The organism is Arenimonas soli (assembly GCF_014643775.1).
Classification (GTDB): domain Bacteria; phylum Pseudomonadota; class Gammaproteobacteria; order Xanthomonadales; family Xanthomonadaceae; genus Arenimonas; species Arenimonas soli.
This window is the reverse complement of record NZ_BMKC01000001.1, coordinates 392,961-408,833: the sequence shown is the minus strand read 5'-3', so window position 1 is coordinate 408,833 and position 15,873 is coordinate 392,961. Positions and strand designations below refer to the sequence as shown.

The 15,873-nt window shown below is 69.3% G+C and carries 20 protein-coding genes; 8 read left to right on the top strand and 12 right to left on the bottom strand.

The window, feature by feature from the left end:
- Positions 1 to 136: 136 nt before the first annotated feature.
- Genes IEX13_RS01865 through grxD form a run of 3 tightly spaced genes read right to left on the bottom strand, consistent with a single transcriptional unit; the run spans position 137 to position 1,811 of the window.
- Positions 137 to 736 carry a YhgN family NAAT transporter gene (locus IEX13_RS01865; protein ID WP_188660586.1) on the bottom strand — a complete coding sequence of 200 codons (600 nt, stop codon included), beginning with the start codon at positions 734 to 736 and terminating at the stop codon, positions 137 to 139.
- A complete protein-coding gene (locus IEX13_RS01860) occupies positions 733 to 1,491 on the bottom strand; it encodes an SDR family NAD(P)-dependent oxidoreductase (RefSeq protein WP_188660583.1) in 759 nt (252 codons plus the stop codon). Before IEX13_RS01860 ends, IEX13_RS01865 begins: the two co-directional genes overlap by 4 nt.
- Positions 1,488 to 1,811 carry a Grx4 family monothiol glutaredoxin gene (gene grxD / locus IEX13_RS01855; protein ID WP_188660579.1) on the bottom strand — a complete coding sequence of 108 codons (324 nt, stop codon included), beginning with the start codon at positions 1,809 to 1,811 and terminating at the stop codon, positions 1,488 to 1,490. Before grxD ends, IEX13_RS01860 begins: the two co-directional genes overlap by 4 nt.
- Positions 1,812 to 1,916: 105 nt before the next feature.
- Here grxD and IEX13_RS01850 point away from each other — a divergent pair, with 105 nt between their 5' ends.
- A complete protein-coding gene (locus IEX13_RS01850) occupies positions 1,917 to 2,495 on the top strand; it encodes a superoxide dismutase (protein ID WP_188660577.1) in 579 nt (192 codons plus the stop codon).
- A gap of 6 nt (positions 2,496 to 2,501) precedes the next feature.
- Positions 2,502 to 3,551 (top strand): ABC transporter ATP-binding protein, encoded by a 1,050-nt coding sequence (locus tag IEX13_RS01845; protein ID WP_188660574.1) that lies wholly within the window; start codon positions 2,502 to 2,504, stop codon positions 3,549 to 3,551.
- Between the two features lie 494 nt (positions 3,552 to 4,045).
- Here the strand turns inward: IEX13_RS01845 and IEX13_RS01840 are convergent, their stop codons facing one another.
- Positions 4,046 to 5,197 carry a 5-(carboxyamino)imidazole ribonucleotide synthase gene (locus tag IEX13_RS01840; RefSeq protein WP_188660572.1) on the bottom strand — a complete coding sequence of 384 codons (1,152 nt, stop codon included), beginning with the start codon at positions 5,195 to 5,197 and terminating at the stop codon, positions 4,046 to 4,048.
- Positions 5,194 to 5,700, bottom strand: a complete 507-nt coding sequence (purE, locus tag IEX13_RS01835) for a 5-(carboxyamino)imidazole ribonucleotide mutase (RefSeq protein WP_188660569.1) — start codon at positions 5,698 to 5,700, stop codon at positions 5,194 to 5,196. The genes IEX13_RS01840 and purE overlap by 4 nt, the downstream gene beginning before the upstream one ends.
- A gap of 61 nt (positions 5,701 to 5,761) precedes the next feature.
- Between purE and IEX13_RS01830 the strand changes: the two genes are divergently transcribed.
- Together IEX13_RS01830 and nadC are read left to right on the top strand one after the other, a co-directional pair.
- Complete coding sequence (locus IEX13_RS01830) at positions 5,762 to 6,028, top strand: Trm112 family protein (protein WP_188660566.1); 267 nt, start codon at positions 5,762 to 5,764, stop codon at positions 6,026 to 6,028.
- 1 nt (position 6,029) lies between these two features.
- The gene (gene nadC / locus IEX13_RS01825; protein WP_188660563.1) at positions 6,030 to 6,884 is read left to right on the top strand and encodes a carboxylating nicotinate-nucleotide diphosphorylase; all 855 of its coding nucleotides are present in this window, start codon (positions 6,030 to 6,032) and stop codon (positions 6,882 to 6,884) included.
- A 1-nt stretch (position 6,885) separates the two neighbouring features.
- On the opposite strand, the gene IEX13_RS01820 is transcribed toward nadC, so the two are convergent.
- Entirely contained in the window at positions 6,886 to 7,692 is an 807-nt protein-coding gene (locus tag IEX13_RS01820) for an FHA domain-containing protein (protein ID WP_188660560.1), read from the bottom strand.
- A 124-nt stretch (positions 7,693 to 7,816) separates the two neighbouring features.
- Between IEX13_RS01820 and IEX13_RS01815 the strand changes: the two genes are divergently transcribed.
- Positions 7,817 to 8,143: a DUF3301 domain-containing protein gene (locus IEX13_RS01815; RefSeq protein ID WP_188660557.1), complete on the top strand. Its 327-nt coding sequence runs from the start codon at positions 7,817 to 7,819 to the stop codon at positions 8,141 to 8,143.
- Here IEX13_RS01815 and IEX13_RS01810 read toward each other — a convergent pair.
- The 6 genes from IEX13_RS01810 to IEX13_RS01785 all read right to left on the bottom strand — a co-directional run bounded on the left by IEX13_RS01810 (position 8,136) and on the right by IEX13_RS01785 (position 12,950).
- Entirely contained in the window at positions 8,136 to 8,567 is a 432-nt protein-coding gene (locus IEX13_RS01810; protein ID WP_188660554.1) for a ClpXP protease specificity-enhancing factor, read from the bottom strand. The genes IEX13_RS01815 and IEX13_RS01810 overlap by 8 nt on opposite strands.
- Positions 8,564 to 9,199: a glutathione S-transferase N-terminal domain-containing protein gene (locus IEX13_RS01805; RefSeq protein ID WP_188660551.1), complete on the bottom strand. Its 636-nt coding sequence runs from the start codon at positions 9,197 to 9,199 to the stop codon at positions 8,564 to 8,566. The genes IEX13_RS01810 and IEX13_RS01805 overlap by 4 nt, the downstream gene beginning before the upstream one ends.
- A gap of 149 nt (positions 9,200 to 9,348) precedes the next feature.
- A complete protein-coding gene (locus tag IEX13_RS01800; protein WP_188660549.1) occupies positions 9,349 to 10,086 on the bottom strand; it encodes a cytochrome c1 in 738 nt (245 codons plus the stop codon).
- Positions 10,079 to 11,326, bottom strand: coding sequence for a cytochrome b (locus IEX13_RS01795; RefSeq protein WP_188660547.1), 1,248 nt, complete (start codon positions 11,324 to 11,326; stop codon positions 10,079 to 10,081). Before IEX13_RS01795 ends, IEX13_RS01800 begins: the two co-directional genes overlap by 8 nt.
- Positions 11,327 to 11,932 carry a ubiquinol-cytochrome c reductase iron-sulfur subunit gene (gene petA / locus IEX13_RS01790; RefSeq protein ID WP_188660545.1) on the bottom strand — a complete coding sequence of 202 codons (606 nt, stop codon included), beginning with the start codon at positions 11,930 to 11,932 and terminating at the stop codon, positions 11,327 to 11,329.
- Positions 11,933 to 12,077: 145 nt separating this feature from the next.
- Positions 12,078 to 12,950, bottom strand: coding sequence for a lytic transglycosylase domain-containing protein (locus IEX13_RS01785; RefSeq protein ID WP_188660542.1), 873 nt, complete (start codon positions 12,948 to 12,950; stop codon positions 12,078 to 12,080).
- A gap of 149 nt (positions 12,951 to 13,099) precedes the next feature.
- On the opposite strand from IEX13_RS01785, the gene miaB reads away from it, so the two are divergent.
- The 3 genes from miaB to ybeY are packed head-to-tail and all read left to right on the top strand — an operon-like array spanning position 13,100 to position 15,866.
- Complete coding sequence (gene miaB / locus IEX13_RS01780) at positions 13,100 to 14,437, top strand: tRNA (N6-isopentenyl adenosine(37)-C2)-methylthiotransferase MiaB (protein WP_188660539.1); 1,338 nt, start codon at positions 13,100 to 13,102, stop codon at positions 14,435 to 14,437.
- Positions 14,434 to 15,408 carry a PhoH family protein gene (locus IEX13_RS01775; protein WP_188660536.1) on the top strand — a complete coding sequence of 325 codons (975 nt, stop codon included), beginning with the start codon at positions 14,434 to 14,436 and terminating at the stop codon, positions 15,406 to 15,408. Before miaB ends, IEX13_RS01775 begins: the two co-directional genes overlap by 4 nt.
- Entirely contained in the window at positions 15,405 to 15,866 is a 462-nt protein-coding gene (ybeY, locus tag IEX13_RS01770; protein WP_188660531.1) for an rRNA maturation RNase YbeY, read from the top strand. The genes IEX13_RS01775 and ybeY overlap by 4 nt, the downstream gene beginning before the upstream one ends.
- Positions 15,867 to 15,873: the final 7 nt, after the last annotated feature.

Here is a 15,873-nt window from a genome sequence, read left to right as displayed (position 1 = left end):
GGACAGGCACGGCTAGTCCTTGAAGGATTGCCGCGTTCGGGTAGTCCCCTGCCCCGTGGCAATAACAAGAGTTTAACACGCTAACCGGCTTACATGTCATTCAGGTGACAGCGCGACTCACCCCCGGGCGGGGCCCTCAGCCCAACCCCGGCGCCCGCAGATAGGCGGCCACGCCGTCGAGCAGCATCTGCACCGAAATGGCCACCAGCAGCATGCCCATCAGGCGTTCCACGGCGGTCAGGACCCGCATGCCCAGGACCTTGTAGAGGTAGGTGGCCGAGAACAGCAGGGCCGCCGTGGCCGCCCAGGCCAGCACCAGGGCCAGGCTCCAGTCGGCCATCCGGCCCGGCTCCTGGGCCGCCAGCAGCATCACCGCCGCCATGCCCGAGGGGCCGGCGACCAGGGGGATGGCCATGGGCACGATGAAGGGTTCGCCCTCGGGCACCTCCCCGAACATGCCTTCGGGGCTGGGGAAGATCATCTTGATGCCGATGAGGAAAAGCACGATGCCGCCGGCGATCGACACCGACTCCTGGCGCAGGTGCATCGCCTCGAGCACGTACTTGCCGCCCCAGAGGAAGACGAACAGCACGCCCAGGGCGATCAGCAGTTCGCGCAGCAGCACCCGCCGGCGCCGGGCCGCGGGCAGTGGCTTGAGCAGGCCCAGGAACACCGGGATGTTGCCCAGCGGATCCAGGATCAGGAACAGCAGCAGGGCTGCCGACAGCATGGTCATGCCGGCACCCGGGGCGCCCAGACGGTGCCGCGGTGGGCCAGGCCGGCCGGCGACAGCAGGTGCACGCAGGCCGCCGCATAGGCCGCCGGGGCCGGTACCCGCAGCTGCATCTCGTCGGCGTAGGCGCGGGCGCGCAGGTCGGTGCGCATGGGCCCCGGCTCCAGGCCGGACACCCGCACCGGGGTCTGGTCGGTTTCGGCGCTGAGCTGGCGCACCAGGTTGGCCAGGCCCTGCTTGGCCAGGCCATAGGCGCCCCAGTAGGCCTTGCCGACCCGGGCCGGGTCGTCGGTGGTGAAGACCACGGCCGAATCACCGGATTTGCGCAGCCAGGGCAGGCAGGCCTGGGTCAGCAGCCAGGGCGCGGTGAAATTGACGTGCAGGCAGCGCACGAAGGCTTCCGGCTCGGTTGCTTCCAGCGGCGCCAGCCCGGTGAATTCGGCGGCGCAGTGCAGCACCCCGTGCAGGCCACCGAGTTCGGCGGAAATCTTCTCGGCCAGCTGGGCGTAGTCGGCGGGGTCGGCGCCGGCCAGGTCGACCGGATACAGCGCCGGTTCGGGCCCCAGGGCCTTCACCGCGTCGTAGACCCGGTTGAGCTTGGGCAGCTTGCGGCCCAGCAGCACCACCGTGGCGCCGGCCCGCGCACAGGCCTTGGCGGCCTCGGCGCCCAGGCCACCATGGGCACCGGTGACCAGGATGACCCGGCCGGCCAGGGCGTCGGCGGCGACCCCGGGCAGCGGGACGGGCGTGCTGCTCATGCGGCCTTCTGCGCCTCGGCGACCATGCGCGCCAGTTCGCCGCTGTCGAGCAGGTCCAGGGTGATGTCGCAGCCACCGATCAGTTCGCCGTTGACGAACAGCTGGGGGAAGCTCGGCCAGTCGGAATAGCGCGGCAGGTTGGCGCGCAGCTCCGGGTCGGCGAGCACGTTGACGGTGTGGAAGCCGGTGGCCCCGGCGGTCTTGAGCGCCTGCGCGGCGCGGCTGGAAAAGCCGCACATGGGGAACTGCGGCGTGCCTTTCATGAAAAGCACGATCGGGTGGCCTTCGACCTCGGCCTTGATGCGGTCCATGACGCTCATGTGAAGCTCCGTTTCGCCGCGACCCGGGTCCGGGGCGCGATGGGGCTAGAATTATACGGCTCGGCGCCCCACCGGCGCCTTCCCCCACCCGAAAGGAGTCAGCCCATGGCCATCGAACTTCCCGCCCTGCCCTACGATCGCGCCGCGCTCGAGCCGCACATCTCGGCCGAAACCATCGATTTCCACTACGGCAAGCACCACCAGACCTACGTCACCAACCTCAACAAGCAGATCGAAGGCACCGAGTTCGAGTCCATGGACCTCGAAGCCATCATCCGCAAGGCACAGGGCGGCATGTTCAACAACGCCGCCCAGGTCTGGAACCACACCTTCTACTGGAACTGCCTGTCGCCCAGCGGCGGCGGCGAGCCGACCGGCGCCCTGGCCGAGGCCATCAACAAGGCCTTCGGCAGCTTCGCGCAGTTCAAGGAACAGTTCTCGCAGACCGCCATCACCACCTTCGGCTCCGGCTGGGGCTGGCTGGTGCAGCGTCCGGACGGTTCGCTGGCCCTGGTCAGCACGCCCAACGCCGCCACGCCGCTGACCGGCAGCGACAAGCCGCTGCTGACCTGCGACGTCTGGGAACACGCGTACTACATCGATTACCGCAACGCGCGGCCGAAGTACGTCGAGGCGTTCTGGAACCTGGTGAACTGGGACTTCGTCGCCAGCCAGATGGCCTGAGGCCGGATGGCCCCAAGCCTGCTGTCGATCCGGCGGCTGTCCTGCGCTTACGCGGGGCAGCCGGCGGTGCGCGAGCTCGACCTGGACCTGGGTCCGGGCGAACTGGGCTGCCTGCTTGGCCCCAGCGGCTGCGGCAAGACCACGCTGCTGCGCGCCATCGCCGGCTTCCACGCACCGGCGTCGGGTGAGCTCCGCCTGCGCGGCAAGGATGCCCTGCCGTTGGCACCGGAAGCACGCGGCCTGGGGTTCGTGTTCCAGGACCTGGCGCTTTTCCCCCACCTCACGGTGGCTGAAAACGTCGGCTTCGGCCTGCACCGGCTCGGGCGTTCCGAACGTGCGCAGCGCAGCCGCGAGACCCTGGCGCTGATCGGCCTGGACGGGCTGGACCAGCGTTATCCCCACGAACTTTCCGGCGGCCAGCAGCAGCGCGTGGCGCTTGCGCGCTCCCTGGCGCCGCGCCCCGACCTGCTGCTGCTCGACGAACCGTTCTCCAGCCTCGACGCCGACCTGCGCGGACGGCTGCGCGAAGACCTGCGCGGCCTGCTGCGGCAGCTGGGCATCGCCGCGCTGCTGGTCACGCACGACCAGGAAGAAGCCTTCGCCTTCGCCGACACGGTGGGCGTGATGCAGGGCGGGCGATTGCTGCAGTGGGCGCCGGGCTTCGAGCTCTACCACCGGCCCGCCACGCCCTTCGTGGCGTCGTTCGTGGGCGAGGGGCGTTTCCTGGCGGCACGCGTGATGCCGGGCAACCGGGTCGCGACGGCGCTGGGCGAACTTGAGGTCGCGCGCCCGATGCCCTGGCCGGACGGCAGCGAAGTGCGCGTGCTGCTGCGCCCCGACGACCTGCGTCCCGTGGACGAAGGCGGCATCGAAGCCGAAGTGACCGCGATTGCCTTCCGCGGCGCCGACACCCTGCATACCCTGCGCCTGGGCGACGGCACGGTACTGATGTCGCTGGTGCCCAGCCACCAGCAGCGCCAGCCCGGCAGCCGCCTGCGCGTATTCCCCGACCTGGCCCACGTCGTCGTCTTCCCGCCCGACGCAGACCCCTTGTAGGAGCGCCTTCAGGCGCGAATCTTCTGCCTTGGTCTTTGGCCAAGCAGAGCGCCGGTTCGCGTTTCTTGCGCGGGTGGAGGCAGCGTGCAGTCGCCCTGGCCGACACGCCGCAAGTACGTCCGTGTAGGCTCATCGTCGACATCCATGTCTCCGATGGTCGGCCAGGGCGACTGCACGCTACCTCCTGGAATGAACGTCGGGGCCGCCAGGAAATCAAATGCGCAAAGCGCGCTCGCTTGTCTGTGACGAATGCGCTGACGCTTCGATTTGCCGAAAACCTGCTTTCCCATCGGCCACCACGTGGCGTTGAGGAGGTGTCGCGTCTTCGCCCCGGCCGACCCTCGGAGACATGGATGTCGACGAGGAGCCCCCATGGATGGGTTCACGGCGTGTCGGTCGGGGCGAAGGCGCGGCGCCTCCACCCGCGACAGCTGCGAAGGCGGCGCTTTTCTTGGCCTAAGGGCAAGGCAAAAGGTTCGCGCCTGAAGGCGCTTCTACAGGTTGGATTCTCGCAGCCGCGAGATAACCGGGGAAACCTGGGTTTCGCGGCCCAGCGCGCGGCCAATACGTTCGAGTGCTTCCGCCAGTTCGGCCGGGCTGTCGGCGCGCAGCGTGGCGTGGCCGACCTTGCGGCCTTCGCGCGGCGACTTGCCGTAGTCGTGCCAGTGGCCACTGGCCTCGGCCAGCACCGGTGCCGCCTCCGGCATTTCGCCGATCCAGTTCAGCATCACCGCATGGCCCACCGCCCGCGTGCTGCCCAGCGGCAGGCCCAGCACCGCGCGCAGGTGGTTCTGGAACTGCGAGGTTTCCGCGCCCTCGATCGTCCAGTGGCCGGAGTTGTGCACGCGCGGCGCCATTTCGTTCGCCACCAGCACGCCGTCCTTCAGGAACAGCTCCAGCGCGAACACGCCCACGTAGTCCAGCGACTCCGCCACGCGGCGGGCCGCGTCCAGGGCCTGGGCCTCCAGCGCCGGGTCGGCATTGGCCGGTGCCAGGCTGGCGGAAAGGATGCCGTGGTCGTGCCAGTTTTCGGTCAGCGGCCAGGCCCGCAGTTCGCCGTCGCGGCCGCGCACCGCCACCACCGACAATTCACGCTGGAAAGCCACGAAACCCTCAAGGATCAGGCCGACGCTGTCCGCCTGCGCGCCCAGCGCCTGCCAGGCCGCGTCGGCATCGGCCGGCGACTTGATGCGGAACTGGCCCTTGCCGTCGTAGCCGAGCCGGCGCGTCTTGAGGATGCAGGGCGCGCCAACCGTGGCCAGCGCGGCGTCGAGCTCTTCGCGGCTGTCGACGGTCGCGAACGGCGGTACCGGGATGCCCAGTTCGCGGAACAGGGTTTTTTCCGCCAGCCGGTCCTGGGCCACGGCCAGTGCACGCGGGTTCGGGAACACCGGCACGCGCTCGGCCAGCCAGCGCGCGCTTTCGGCGGGCACGTTCTCGAAATCGAAGGTGGCCACGTCCACGCGTTCGGCGAACTCGGCCAGGCCGGCCTGGTCGCGGTAGTCGGCCTGCAGCATCGGCGCGAACTGGCCGGCGCAGGCGTCGGGGGTGGCGTCGAGCACCAGGAAGCGCAGGCCCAGCGGCGCGCCGGCCAGGGCCATCATGCGGGCCAGCTGCCCGCCGCCGAGGATGCCGACGGTGGTCACGGCTGGCGCGGGTCCGCGTGCTCGAGCACGTCGCGGGTCTGGTCGGCGCGGAAGCGGGCCAGGGCCTCGCGCACGCCCTTGTCGTGCTGTGCCACCAGCGCGGCGGCGAACAGGCCGGCATTGGCGGCGCCGGCGACGCCGATCGCGAAGGTCGCCACCGGGATGCCCGCGGGCATCTGCACGATCGACAGCAGGGAATCGAGGCCGTTGAGCGCCTTGCTTTGCACCGGCACGCCCAGCACCGGCAGCGGCGTCATCGCGGCCACCATGCCCGGCAGGTGGGCGGCGCCGCCGGCGCCGGCGATGATCGCGCGCAGGCCGCGGCCTTCGGCGGCCTTGGCGTATTCGGTCAGCAGGTCGGGCGTGCGGTGCGCGGACACCACGCGCACTTCGTGCGCCACGCCCAGCTTCTCGAGCCGGGACACGGCGTGCTGCATCGTCTCCCAGTCGGACCGGGAGCCCATGATGACCCCGACCAGCGGGTTGTTGGCGGCTTGGTTCATGGCGGCCCACTTCGGCAAAAGGCTATTCTAGACCCTTGCCCACCGTCCGGACACCGGCCCCATGGACCGCAAATTGCTCGACATCCTGTGCTGCCCGACCAGCAAGCAGCCCCTGGCCCTGCTCGGCAGCGCCGAACTGGAGGCGATCAACCGCGCCATCGCCGCCGGCGGCGTCACCCGCGCCGACGGCAGCCCGCAGGCCGAGGCCCTGGCCGAAGGCCTGGTCACCCGCGACCGCCGCACGGCCTATCGCGTGGACGACGGCATCCCGGTGCTGCTGGCCGACGAAGCCCTGGCCACCGACCAGGTCGACGGCTTCCCGCGCTGACATGGCCACGCCCGTTGCCGCCCCGCCCGCCGACGTGGTGGCCGGCGATGTCGCACGCGCCCTGGCCGAAGACCTGGGCAGCGGCGACGCCACCGCGCAGCTGCTGCCCGACGAAGGCAGCCAGGCCTACGTGATCGCCAAGGAGGCCGGCGTGGTTGCCGGCCGGCCCTGGTTCGACGCCTGCTTCCTGGCACTCGACCCGGCCATGCAGATCGACTGGCGCGTGGCCGAAGGCCAGGCCGTCGAAGCCGGCACCGTGCTCGTGGTCCTGCGCGGCCGCAGCCGGGCCCTGGTCAGCGCCGAACGCCCAGCGCTGAACTTCCTGCAGACGCTGTCGGCCACCGCCACCCGCACCGCTGACTATGTCGCTGTGCTGGCCGGCAGCCGGACGCGCGTGCTCGACACCCGCAAGACCCTGCCCGGCCTGCGCCAGGCGCAGAAATACGCCGTGCGCGCCGGCGGCGGGCTCAACCACCGCATTGGCCTTTACGACGCGGTGATGCTGAAGGAAAACCACATCCACGCCGCCGGCTCGATCCAGGCGGCCGTGGCCGCGGCGCGCTCGCTGCACCCGGAGCTGCCGCTGATCGTGGAAGTGGAGACGCTGGACGAACTCGACCAGGCCCTGGCCGCCGGCTGCGACCGCATCCTGGTCGATGAGTTCAGCGAAGCCGACCTGCGCGAGGCGGTGCGCCGCGCCGCCGGACGGATCCCGCTGGAAGTCTCCGGCGGCGTCACGCTCGAACGCCTGCGCGCCATCGCGGCCACGGGCGTTGACTACGTGTCGATCGGCGCCCTCACCAAACACGTGCAGGCGCTGGACCTGTCGCTGCGGCTGGGACCGCCGCCGCGATAGATCAGCCGCGGCTGAGGAACAGCGCGACGATCACCAGCAGCGCCGCCGCCGTCAGCATGATCGGCACCCATTTGCTTACGCCCGGGGCAGCCGCCGCCGGCGCCTTGGCTTCGGCCGGGGCCACGCGGGTGGCCTGCTGGGCCATTTCCATGCCCGGCGCCACCAGGATCAGCCGGACCGAATCCAGGCGCAGTTCGTCGCCCGGCCTCAGGAAACCCTGCTGGACGCGTTTGCCGTTGATGTAGGTGCCGTTGGACGAACCCAGGTCCTCGACCTGCAGGCCGTCGGGCGTGGGCTTGACCAGCGCATGCCGACGCGAGATCTCCTCGGCCGCCACGGAAATGTCGGCTTCGGCCGCGCGGCCGATGACCACCGGCCCGGTGACCGGATAGACCTTGCCGAAGACCGCGCCCGAGACGCCGCGCAGCACGAACTTGGGCACCGCCAGGCGCACGCGCGTGGCGCCGTTGTCGCCGTCTTCGTTCGCCGCGGCACCGCCGGCCGCCGCCGGCGCGGAACGCGCTGCCTCGACGATGGCGAAGCGGGCCTGCACTGGTCCGATGCCGATCATGTCGCCGGCACGCAGCGCCATGATGTCCGACACCGGCTTGCCGTTTACGCTGACCGGCCCGCCCTCGGCGGGAACCTGCAGGTTGGCGCCGGTGGTGGTCACGTGGATTTCGCAGTGATGCGCCACCACGCCCTCGGCCTGCAGCAACACCGCGCCCTCGCCCGCCGACCCGATGCGGTTGACGCCATGGCTGAGCAGCACCTGGGGATGTTCGCCGTTGGGAAACACCAGTTTCATCTTCGCTCTCCTGCGAATCGCCGCCCGCCGGCCGGGCCGGGGTCCGGGCCTATCTTAGCCACGTCTTCACGAACCGGGGAGGGGGCAGCTTGTGGCGGGGGCCGGCCGCCCCCACACTTCGCACATGCTCGGCACCCTGCTCGTCTCCCTCTTCGCCATGGCCGTGGTCGTCTTCTGGTACGCCGGGCGCGCGGCCGCGGAAACAGCCACTGTCATCGGACAGCGCGCTTGTGCACGCGCGGGCGTGCAATGGCTGGACCAGAGCGTGCATTTGCTGGCGATCCGGCTGCGTCGGGGCCCCGACGGCTGGCTGGGCCTGGAACGCCACTACGGCTTCGAATACTCCACCGGCGGCGAAGATCGCCACGCCGGCCGCATCGTATTGCACGGGCGCAGGCTCAAGGCCCTGGCCGGCCCGGTGCCGCCGGCGCCCGATACCGGGACTACTTGACCACGCGAAGATGGCTGCGCCTCGGCGCTTCGCCGCCCGCGTCCGGGCCCGGCGGCGGATCGTCGGGCGATTCGCCCCCGTTTCCGTCCACGTCGGCACCGTCATCGGGCAGCATCATGCCCTGGCCGGTTTCCTGGGCGTAGATCGCCAGCACCGCGCCCACCGGCACGTACACCGACTGGCTGACCCCGCCGAACCGCGCCATGAAACTGACGCCCTGGTTGTCGATAAGCAGCTGGGCGACCGCGCGCGGGGCGATGTTGAGCACGACCTTGCCGTCCTTCACCGTGCCGGCCGGCACCTGCACGTCGTCGCGCGCGGCGTCCACGAGCAGGTAGGGCGTCATGCCGTTGTCGTTGATCCACTCGTTGAGCGCCCGCAGCAGGTAGGGGCGGTTGGATCCCATCCGGGGTGCCTGGGTCATTGCGGGATATCGCGCAGCGCCCTTTCTTCCGGGGTCAGGCTGCGCAGGTAGGCCGGGTTGCGGAAGATCCGGTTGCCGTAGTCCTCGATGACCTTGGCCTCCTTGGGCAGCTGCACGCCCAGCGACGGCAGGCGCCAGACGATTGGCGCAATGGCGCAGTCGGCCAGGCTCATTTCCGGGTTCAGGAAGAACTTGGAGGCCTTGAACAGGGGCAGCGAGGCGATAAGCAGCTCCTTCAGGCGCTTGCGCCCGGCATCGGCCTGGGCCTTGGTGCCGTGCTGCACCGCCTGCACGTGCGGGACCCAGTCGTGTTCCAGGCGCAGCATCGCCAGGCGCAGGCGCGCGCGCGACAGTGGGTCCACCGGCATCAGCGGCGGGTGCGGGTAACGTTCGTCCAGGTATTCGGACACCACCGAGGCCGCGTAAAGCACCAGGTCGCGGTCCACCAGGGTGGGCACGGAATGGTAGGGATTGAGGTCCACCAGGTCTTCGGGCGGGTTGGTCGGATCGACCGGAATCAGGTCGTAGCTGACGCCCTTGGCCGCCAGGACCAGCCGGACCCGGTGGCAGACGACGCAATCGCGGGCGGAAAACAGCGTCAGGGCGTTGCGAATGCGCGGACTGGCAGCCATCAAGGGATCCCCCAGGGTGCCGCCAGCCCCTGCCGGCGGTCATCGGAAGCCTTAACCCTGCCCGAAATGCCGGCTTTCCCGCAAGCCGGCGGCCCGGAAAAACAAAGGGCCGCCAATTGGCGGCCCCAAGTTATTGATTCCCTTGGGAATCAATGCACGTCGCGCCAGTATTCCAGCTTCAGCAGGTAAGCAATGAAGGTGAAGAAGGCGAGGAACAGGACGACCCAGACGCCGATCGACTCGCGCTTGAGGGCGGCCGGCTCGGCCACGTACTGCAGGAAGGCGCTGATGTCGCGGGCGGTGCGGTCGAACTCTTCCGGGCTCTGGCGGCCGGGCGTGGCCAGTTCCAGCTTGCTCAGGTGCGAAGCGCCGTCGTCGCCCTGGTCGTAGACCGGGCGCTGGATGCCCTGCAGTTCCCAGAGCACGTTGGGCATCGAGGCGCCCGGGAACACGGTGTTGTTCCAGCCCATCGGGCGGGCTTCGTCGATGTAGAAGCCCTTGAGGTAGCTGTACACCCAGTCGGCGCCGCCCAGCTTGGCCCGCGAGACCAGGCTCAGGTCGGGCGCGGTGGCGCCGAACCAGGCCTGGGCGTCGCCGGTATTGATGCCGGTGCGGATGGTCTCGCCGATGGCGGCCTGCGGCGGCACCAGGTACTGCTCGACCAGCTCCGGCGGCAGGTCCAGGTCGCTGGCGATGCGCGAATAGCGGTGCATCGACAGCGCGTGGCAACCCGCGCAGTAGTTCATGAACAGGCCGGCGCCGCGCTGGAGCGACGCCTTGTCGCTCAGGTCGGTGCCAGCGTGCTCCAGGGCCGGGCCCGGGCCGGCGGCCAGGCCAAGCGCCGGCAGCAGGACCAGCAGGAAGGCGAAACAGCGCAGCTTAGTCATGCGAAGGCACCCGCTCGGGAACGGCCTTGGTCTGGCCCATGGCGGACCAGAAAGGCATGAGGATGAAGAAGGCGAAGTAGTAGGCGGTCAGGATCTGGGCCACCAGCTTCTGGGCGTTCGAGCCCGACTGCGCACCCAGCCAGCCCAGCACCACGAAGCTGATGCAGAACAGCGTGATCAGCACCTTGTGCAGCATCGGGCGGTAGCGGATGGAGCGGACCTTGCAGCGGTCCAGCCACGGCAGCGCGAACAGGATCATGGTGGCGCCGCCCATGACGATCACGCCGAACAGCGGATGCGGGATGGCGCGCAGCATCGCGTAGAACGGGGTGAAGTACCACACCGGCTTGATGTGCGACGGCGTGACCATGGGGTTGGCTTCGATGAAGTTGTCCCACTCCAGGAACCAGCCGCCCATCGTCGGGGCGAAGAACACGATGAAGGCGAACAGCACCAGGAAGAAGCCGGCGCCGAACAGGTCCTTGACCGTGTAGTACGGGTGGAAGGCGATGCCGTCGCGGGGCTTGCCCGTGGCCGGGTCCTTGACCTTCTTGATGTCCACGCCGTCGGGGTTGTTCGAACCCACCTCGTGCAGCGCGCCCAGGTGCAGCACGACCAGCAGCAGCAGCACCAGCGGCAGCGCGATCACGTGCAGGGCGAAGAAGCGGTTGAGCGTGGCGTCGGCGACCAGGTAGTCACCGCGGATCCACTCGGTGAGCTCCGGCCCGATGAAGGGAATGGTGCCGAACAGGTTGATGATGACCTGCGCGCCCCAGTAGGACATCTGGCCCCAGGGCAGCACGTAGCCCATGAAGGCCTCGGCCATCAGCACCAGGAAGATCACCACGCCCAGCACCCAGACCAGCTCGCGCGGCTTCTGGTACGAACCGTAGATAAGGCCACGGAACATGTGCAGGTACACCACCACGAAGAACAGCGAAGCGCCGGTGGAGTGCATGTAGCGGATCAGCCAGCCCCACTCGACGTCGCGCATGATGTACTCGACCGAAGCGAAGGCCTCGGCGGCGGACGGCTTGTAGTGCATCGTCAGGAAGATGCCGGTGACGATCTGGTTGACCAGCACCAGCATGGCCAGCGAGCCGAAGTAGTACCAGAGGTTGAAGTTCTTCGGAGCGTAGTACTCCGACATGTGCTTCTTGTACGCAGGGATCAGGCCCGGGGTGCGGTCGTTGAACCAGGTGACCACGCCGTCGATGCCGCGTGAGAACTTGCTGGCCATTTACGCAGCCTCCCCGGGGGCGACGCCAACCATGACGCGGTTGTCGTCGATGAAATAATAAGGCGGCACCTTGAGGTTCGACGGCGCCGGCACGCCCTGGTAGACGCGGCCGGCCAGGTCGAAGCGCGAGTTGTGGCAGGGGCAGTAGAAGCCGCCCTGCCATTCGCTGTCGAAAGGCTGCGGCTGCAGTTCCGGCACGTAGCTCGGCGAGCAGCCCAGGTGGGTGCAGATGCCGACGATGACCGCCACTTCGGGCTTGATCGAGCGGGCCGGGTTCTTGGCGAAGGCCGGGGTCTGGTCGGCATTGTCCGAGTCCGGGTCGCGCAGCTGATCGTCGAGCGTCGGCAGCGCCGCCAGCTGTTCGGGCGTGCGCTTGAAGATCCAGACCGGCTGGCCGCGCCACTGCACGATCATGCGCATGCCGGGTTCGAGCTCGATCTTGCTGATATCGACCTCGACCGGGGCGCCGGCCGTCTGGGCCCGGGCACTGGGCTTCCAGGAACTGATGAACGGCACCGCGGCGAACCCGACGCCCACCGCGCCGACCACGGCGGTGCTGGCAGTCAGGAAGCGGCGACGCCCCGTGTTGACCCCTTGGTTAGCCATCCGGCTCTCCGAAACGTTTGCTAAGTGGCTGAAAAACGGCTGCCAGCCCACCCGGGGCCGGCAAAGACGCGCAATTGTAGCGGACGCGGCGCGAGAGCGACAACGCCGGATTTTCGCTGGCCGGGCCCGGCCCCGGCCCGGGGGCTCAGTTGCCCGCGAGGGCGCCGCGGTAGCGGTCGGCCAGTTGGCCCACGCGCTGCACGTAGCGCTGGGTCTCGGCGTAGGGCGGCACCCCGCCATGGCGGTCCACCGCGCCTTCGCCGGCGTTGTACCCGGCCGCGGCCAGGGTCAGGTCGCCGTTGTAGCGCTTGAGCAGCCAGGCCAGGTACTGCACGCCGCCGCGGATGTTCTGCTCGGGCTGGAAGACATCGGTGACGCCGAAGCGGCTGGCCGTGGCCGGGATCAGCTGCATCAGGCCCTGGGCGCCGGCGTGCGAAACCGCATTGGGCCGGAAGGCCGATTCGGCGTGGATGATCGCCCGGACCACGGCCTCCTCCACCCCGAACTCCTGGGCGGCGGCCTTCACCTCGCCGGAATAGGCGTCCAGGTTGAGGCGCACGTTGCTGAAATCCACGCCCGGCAACAGGCCGCAGGCGTAGCAGGTCTCGACGTAGCTGAACAACATCCGGGCGCCGCTGCCCGGCTGCGGCACGTTGGTGTAGTGCACGACGCCGTCGCGTTCGAACTTGTAGACCGCGCCGCGGGTGATCCGCGCGCCCGACGCGGCGGCGGGCGCCGCCAGCGCCTGGCCGGCCGACGCGGTCTGGAAACGCACCACGCCGCCCGGCTTGCTGCCCGAGCCACCGCCACCCGCCGCCGCAGGCGCCGGCGCCGGCGCCCGGGGCCGGGCATCGGCGGCGGTGTAGGTGGTAACGGCCTTGCAGCTCGAACCGGCGATCTTCGTGCCGGTGTAGTTGGGCACGCCGTCCGCGCCGGTGCACCGGTACAGGGTGCCCGCCGTCGCCGGCAGGGCGACGGCCAGCAGCAAGCAGGCCAGCAGGGTCGGACGAGGATCCATGGCGGCGAGGTTTACTCCTTGCCGGGGCAAATGCCAAGGCTTTTGACCGGAAAATCGCGGCTTTCCTCCTCGAACGGGGGTCCCGGCCCGGCCAGGACAGCCGCCGGGGGCTACAATGGCGCCCCCTCCGGAACGGATTAACCGCCGCCATGCCCGGGACTTCGCCTGCCAAGGGCAAGCTCTACATAAAAACCCACGGTTGCCAGATGAACGAGTACGACTCGGCCCGCATGGCCGACGTGCTCGCCGCCGAACACGGCCTGGAACTCACCAGCGACGAGGCCGAGGCCGACGTCATCCTGGTCAACACCTGCTCGATCCGCGAAAAGGCCCAGGAAAAGGTCTTCTCCCAGCTTGGCCGGTGGAAGCACCTCAAGAAGGACAAGCCGGTGCTGATCGGCGTCGGCGGCTGCGTCGCCAGCCAGGAGGGCGACGCCATCCTCAAGCGCGCGCCCTATGTCGACCTGGTGTTCGGCCCGCAGACCCTGCACCGCCTGCCGGCCATGATCGACGCGCGCCGCGCCCAGGGCCGGGCCCAGGTGGACATCAGCTTCCCGGAGATCGAGAAGTTCGACCGCCTGCCCGAGCCACGCGCCGAGGGGCCGACCGCCTTTGTCTCGATCATCGAGGGCTGCAGCAAGTACTGCTCGTTCTGCGTGGTGCCCTACACCCGCGGCGAGGAAGTCAGCCGGCCCTTCGACGACGTGCTGCTCGAATGCGCCCAGCTCGCCGCCCAGGGCGTGCGCGAGATCCACCTGCTGGGCCAGAACGTCAACGCCTACCGCGGCGCCACCGTCGACGGCGACCAGGCCGACCTGGCCCTGCTTATCCGCGCGATCGCCCAGATCGAAGGCGTCGGCCGCATCCGTTACACCACCTCGCACCCGGTGGAGTTCACCGAGGCGCTGATCGAGGCGCACCGCGACGTGCCGCAGCTGGCGTCCTTCCTGCACCTGCCGGTGCAGTCGGGTTCGGACCGCATCCTGGCGGCGATGAAACGCGGCCACACCGCGCTCGAATACAAGGCCAAGATCCGCCGCCTGCGCGAAGCCTGCCCCGGCATCACCATCAGTTCCGACTTCATCGTCGGCTTCCCGGGCGAAAGCGATCGCGACTTCGAGGCGACGATGAAGCTGATCGACGACATCGGCTTCGACCAGAGTTTCTCGTTCGCCTACTCGCGCCGGCCGGGCACGCCCGCGGCCAACCTGCACGACGAGGTGCCCGCCGACGTCGCCAGCGCCCGCCTGCAGCGGCTGCAGGCGGCCATCAACGACAATGCCCGGCGCTACGCCGAAGCCATGGTCGGCACGGTGCAGCGGGTGCTGGTCGAGGGCCCCAGCGCCAAGGACCCGGACGAACTGACCGGCAAGACCGAAAACATGCGCAACGTGAACTTCGCCGGCGGCAAGCGCCTGGTCGGCCAGTTCATCGACGTGCGCATCACCGAGGCCCGCACCAACTCCCTGCGCGGCGAGGCCGTATGAGCAAACACAGGACGCACCGGGATTTCGTACTTGAACCGCAGGACGTCGAGCGCCTGGCCAACCTGGCCGGGCCGTTCGACGAACACCTGCGCCAGATCGAGCTGCGCATGGGCGTGGAGATCGCCAACCGCGGCCACGTTTTCCGCGTCACCGGCGAAGGCAAACCCGTCGAAGAAACCGAAAGGCTGCTGCACGCGCTGTACGAAGAAACCGCCAGCGAAACCCTCGACCCGCACAAGCTGCACCTGCGCATGGGCGAAGCCAGCCTCGAGCACATCGACGAAGGCTTCGCGCCGCAGGACGTCGCCATCCGGGTCAAGCGCGGCACCATCCGCGGCCGCGGCGACAACCAGCAAAAATACCTGCACGCCATCGCCACCCACGACATCAACTTCGGCATCGGTCCGGCCGGCACCGGCAAGACCTTCCTGGCCGTGGCCATGGCGGTCGAGGCCCTGAACGAAAGCCGCGTGCAGCGCGTGCTGCTGGTGCGCCCGGCGGTGGAGGCCGGCGAAAAGCTCGGCTTCCTGCCCGGCGACCTCAGCCAGAAGGTCGACCCCTACCTGCGGCCGCTCTACGACGCGCTGTACGAAATGCTGGGCGTCGAAAAGGTGGCCAAGCTGCTCGAGCGCAACGTCATAGAAGTCGCGCCGCTGGCCTACATGCGCGGCCGCACGCTCAACGACGCCTTCATCATCCTCGACGAAGCCCAGAACACCAGCATCGAACAGATGAAGATGTTCCTTACCCGCATCGGCTTCGGCAGCACGGCGGTGGTCACCGGCGACCTGAGCCAGATCGACCTGCCCAAGCACCAGAAGTCCGGCCTTCGCGACGGCATCGACGTGCTGCGCGGCGTGGACGGCATCAGCTTCACCTTCTTCACCGCCCGCGACGTGGTCCGCCACCCGCTGGTGGCGCGCATCGTCCGGGCCTACGATGCCCGGGACGGCAAGGAGTCGCAGGAATGAGCCGCACGCCCCTGGACCTGGATGTAAGCGTCAGCTACGGCCTGCCCCGCAAGGGCCTGCCGGCCGCGGTCAGCTTCCGCCGCTGGGCCGAGGCCGCCGCCCGGGGCCGCATCCGGCGCGGCGACCTCGCCATCCGCGTGGTCGACACCAAGGAAGGCCGCGCACTCAACCGCCACTACCGCGGCAAGGACTACGCCACCAACGTGCTCAGCTTCCCGGTGGACCTGCCCGAGGGCGTCGACCTGCCCCTGCTGGGCGATCTGGTCATCTGTGCCCCGGTGGTCGCCCGCGAGGCGAAGGAACAGGGCAAGCCCCTGGCCGCCCACTATGCCCACCTCACCGTGCACGGCGTGCTGCACCTGCTGGGCCTGGACCACGACGACGAACGCGAGGCCGAGGCCATGGAACTGCTGGAACGGGAAATCCTGGCCGGCCTGGGCATTCCCGACCCCTATTGAGGCTGTA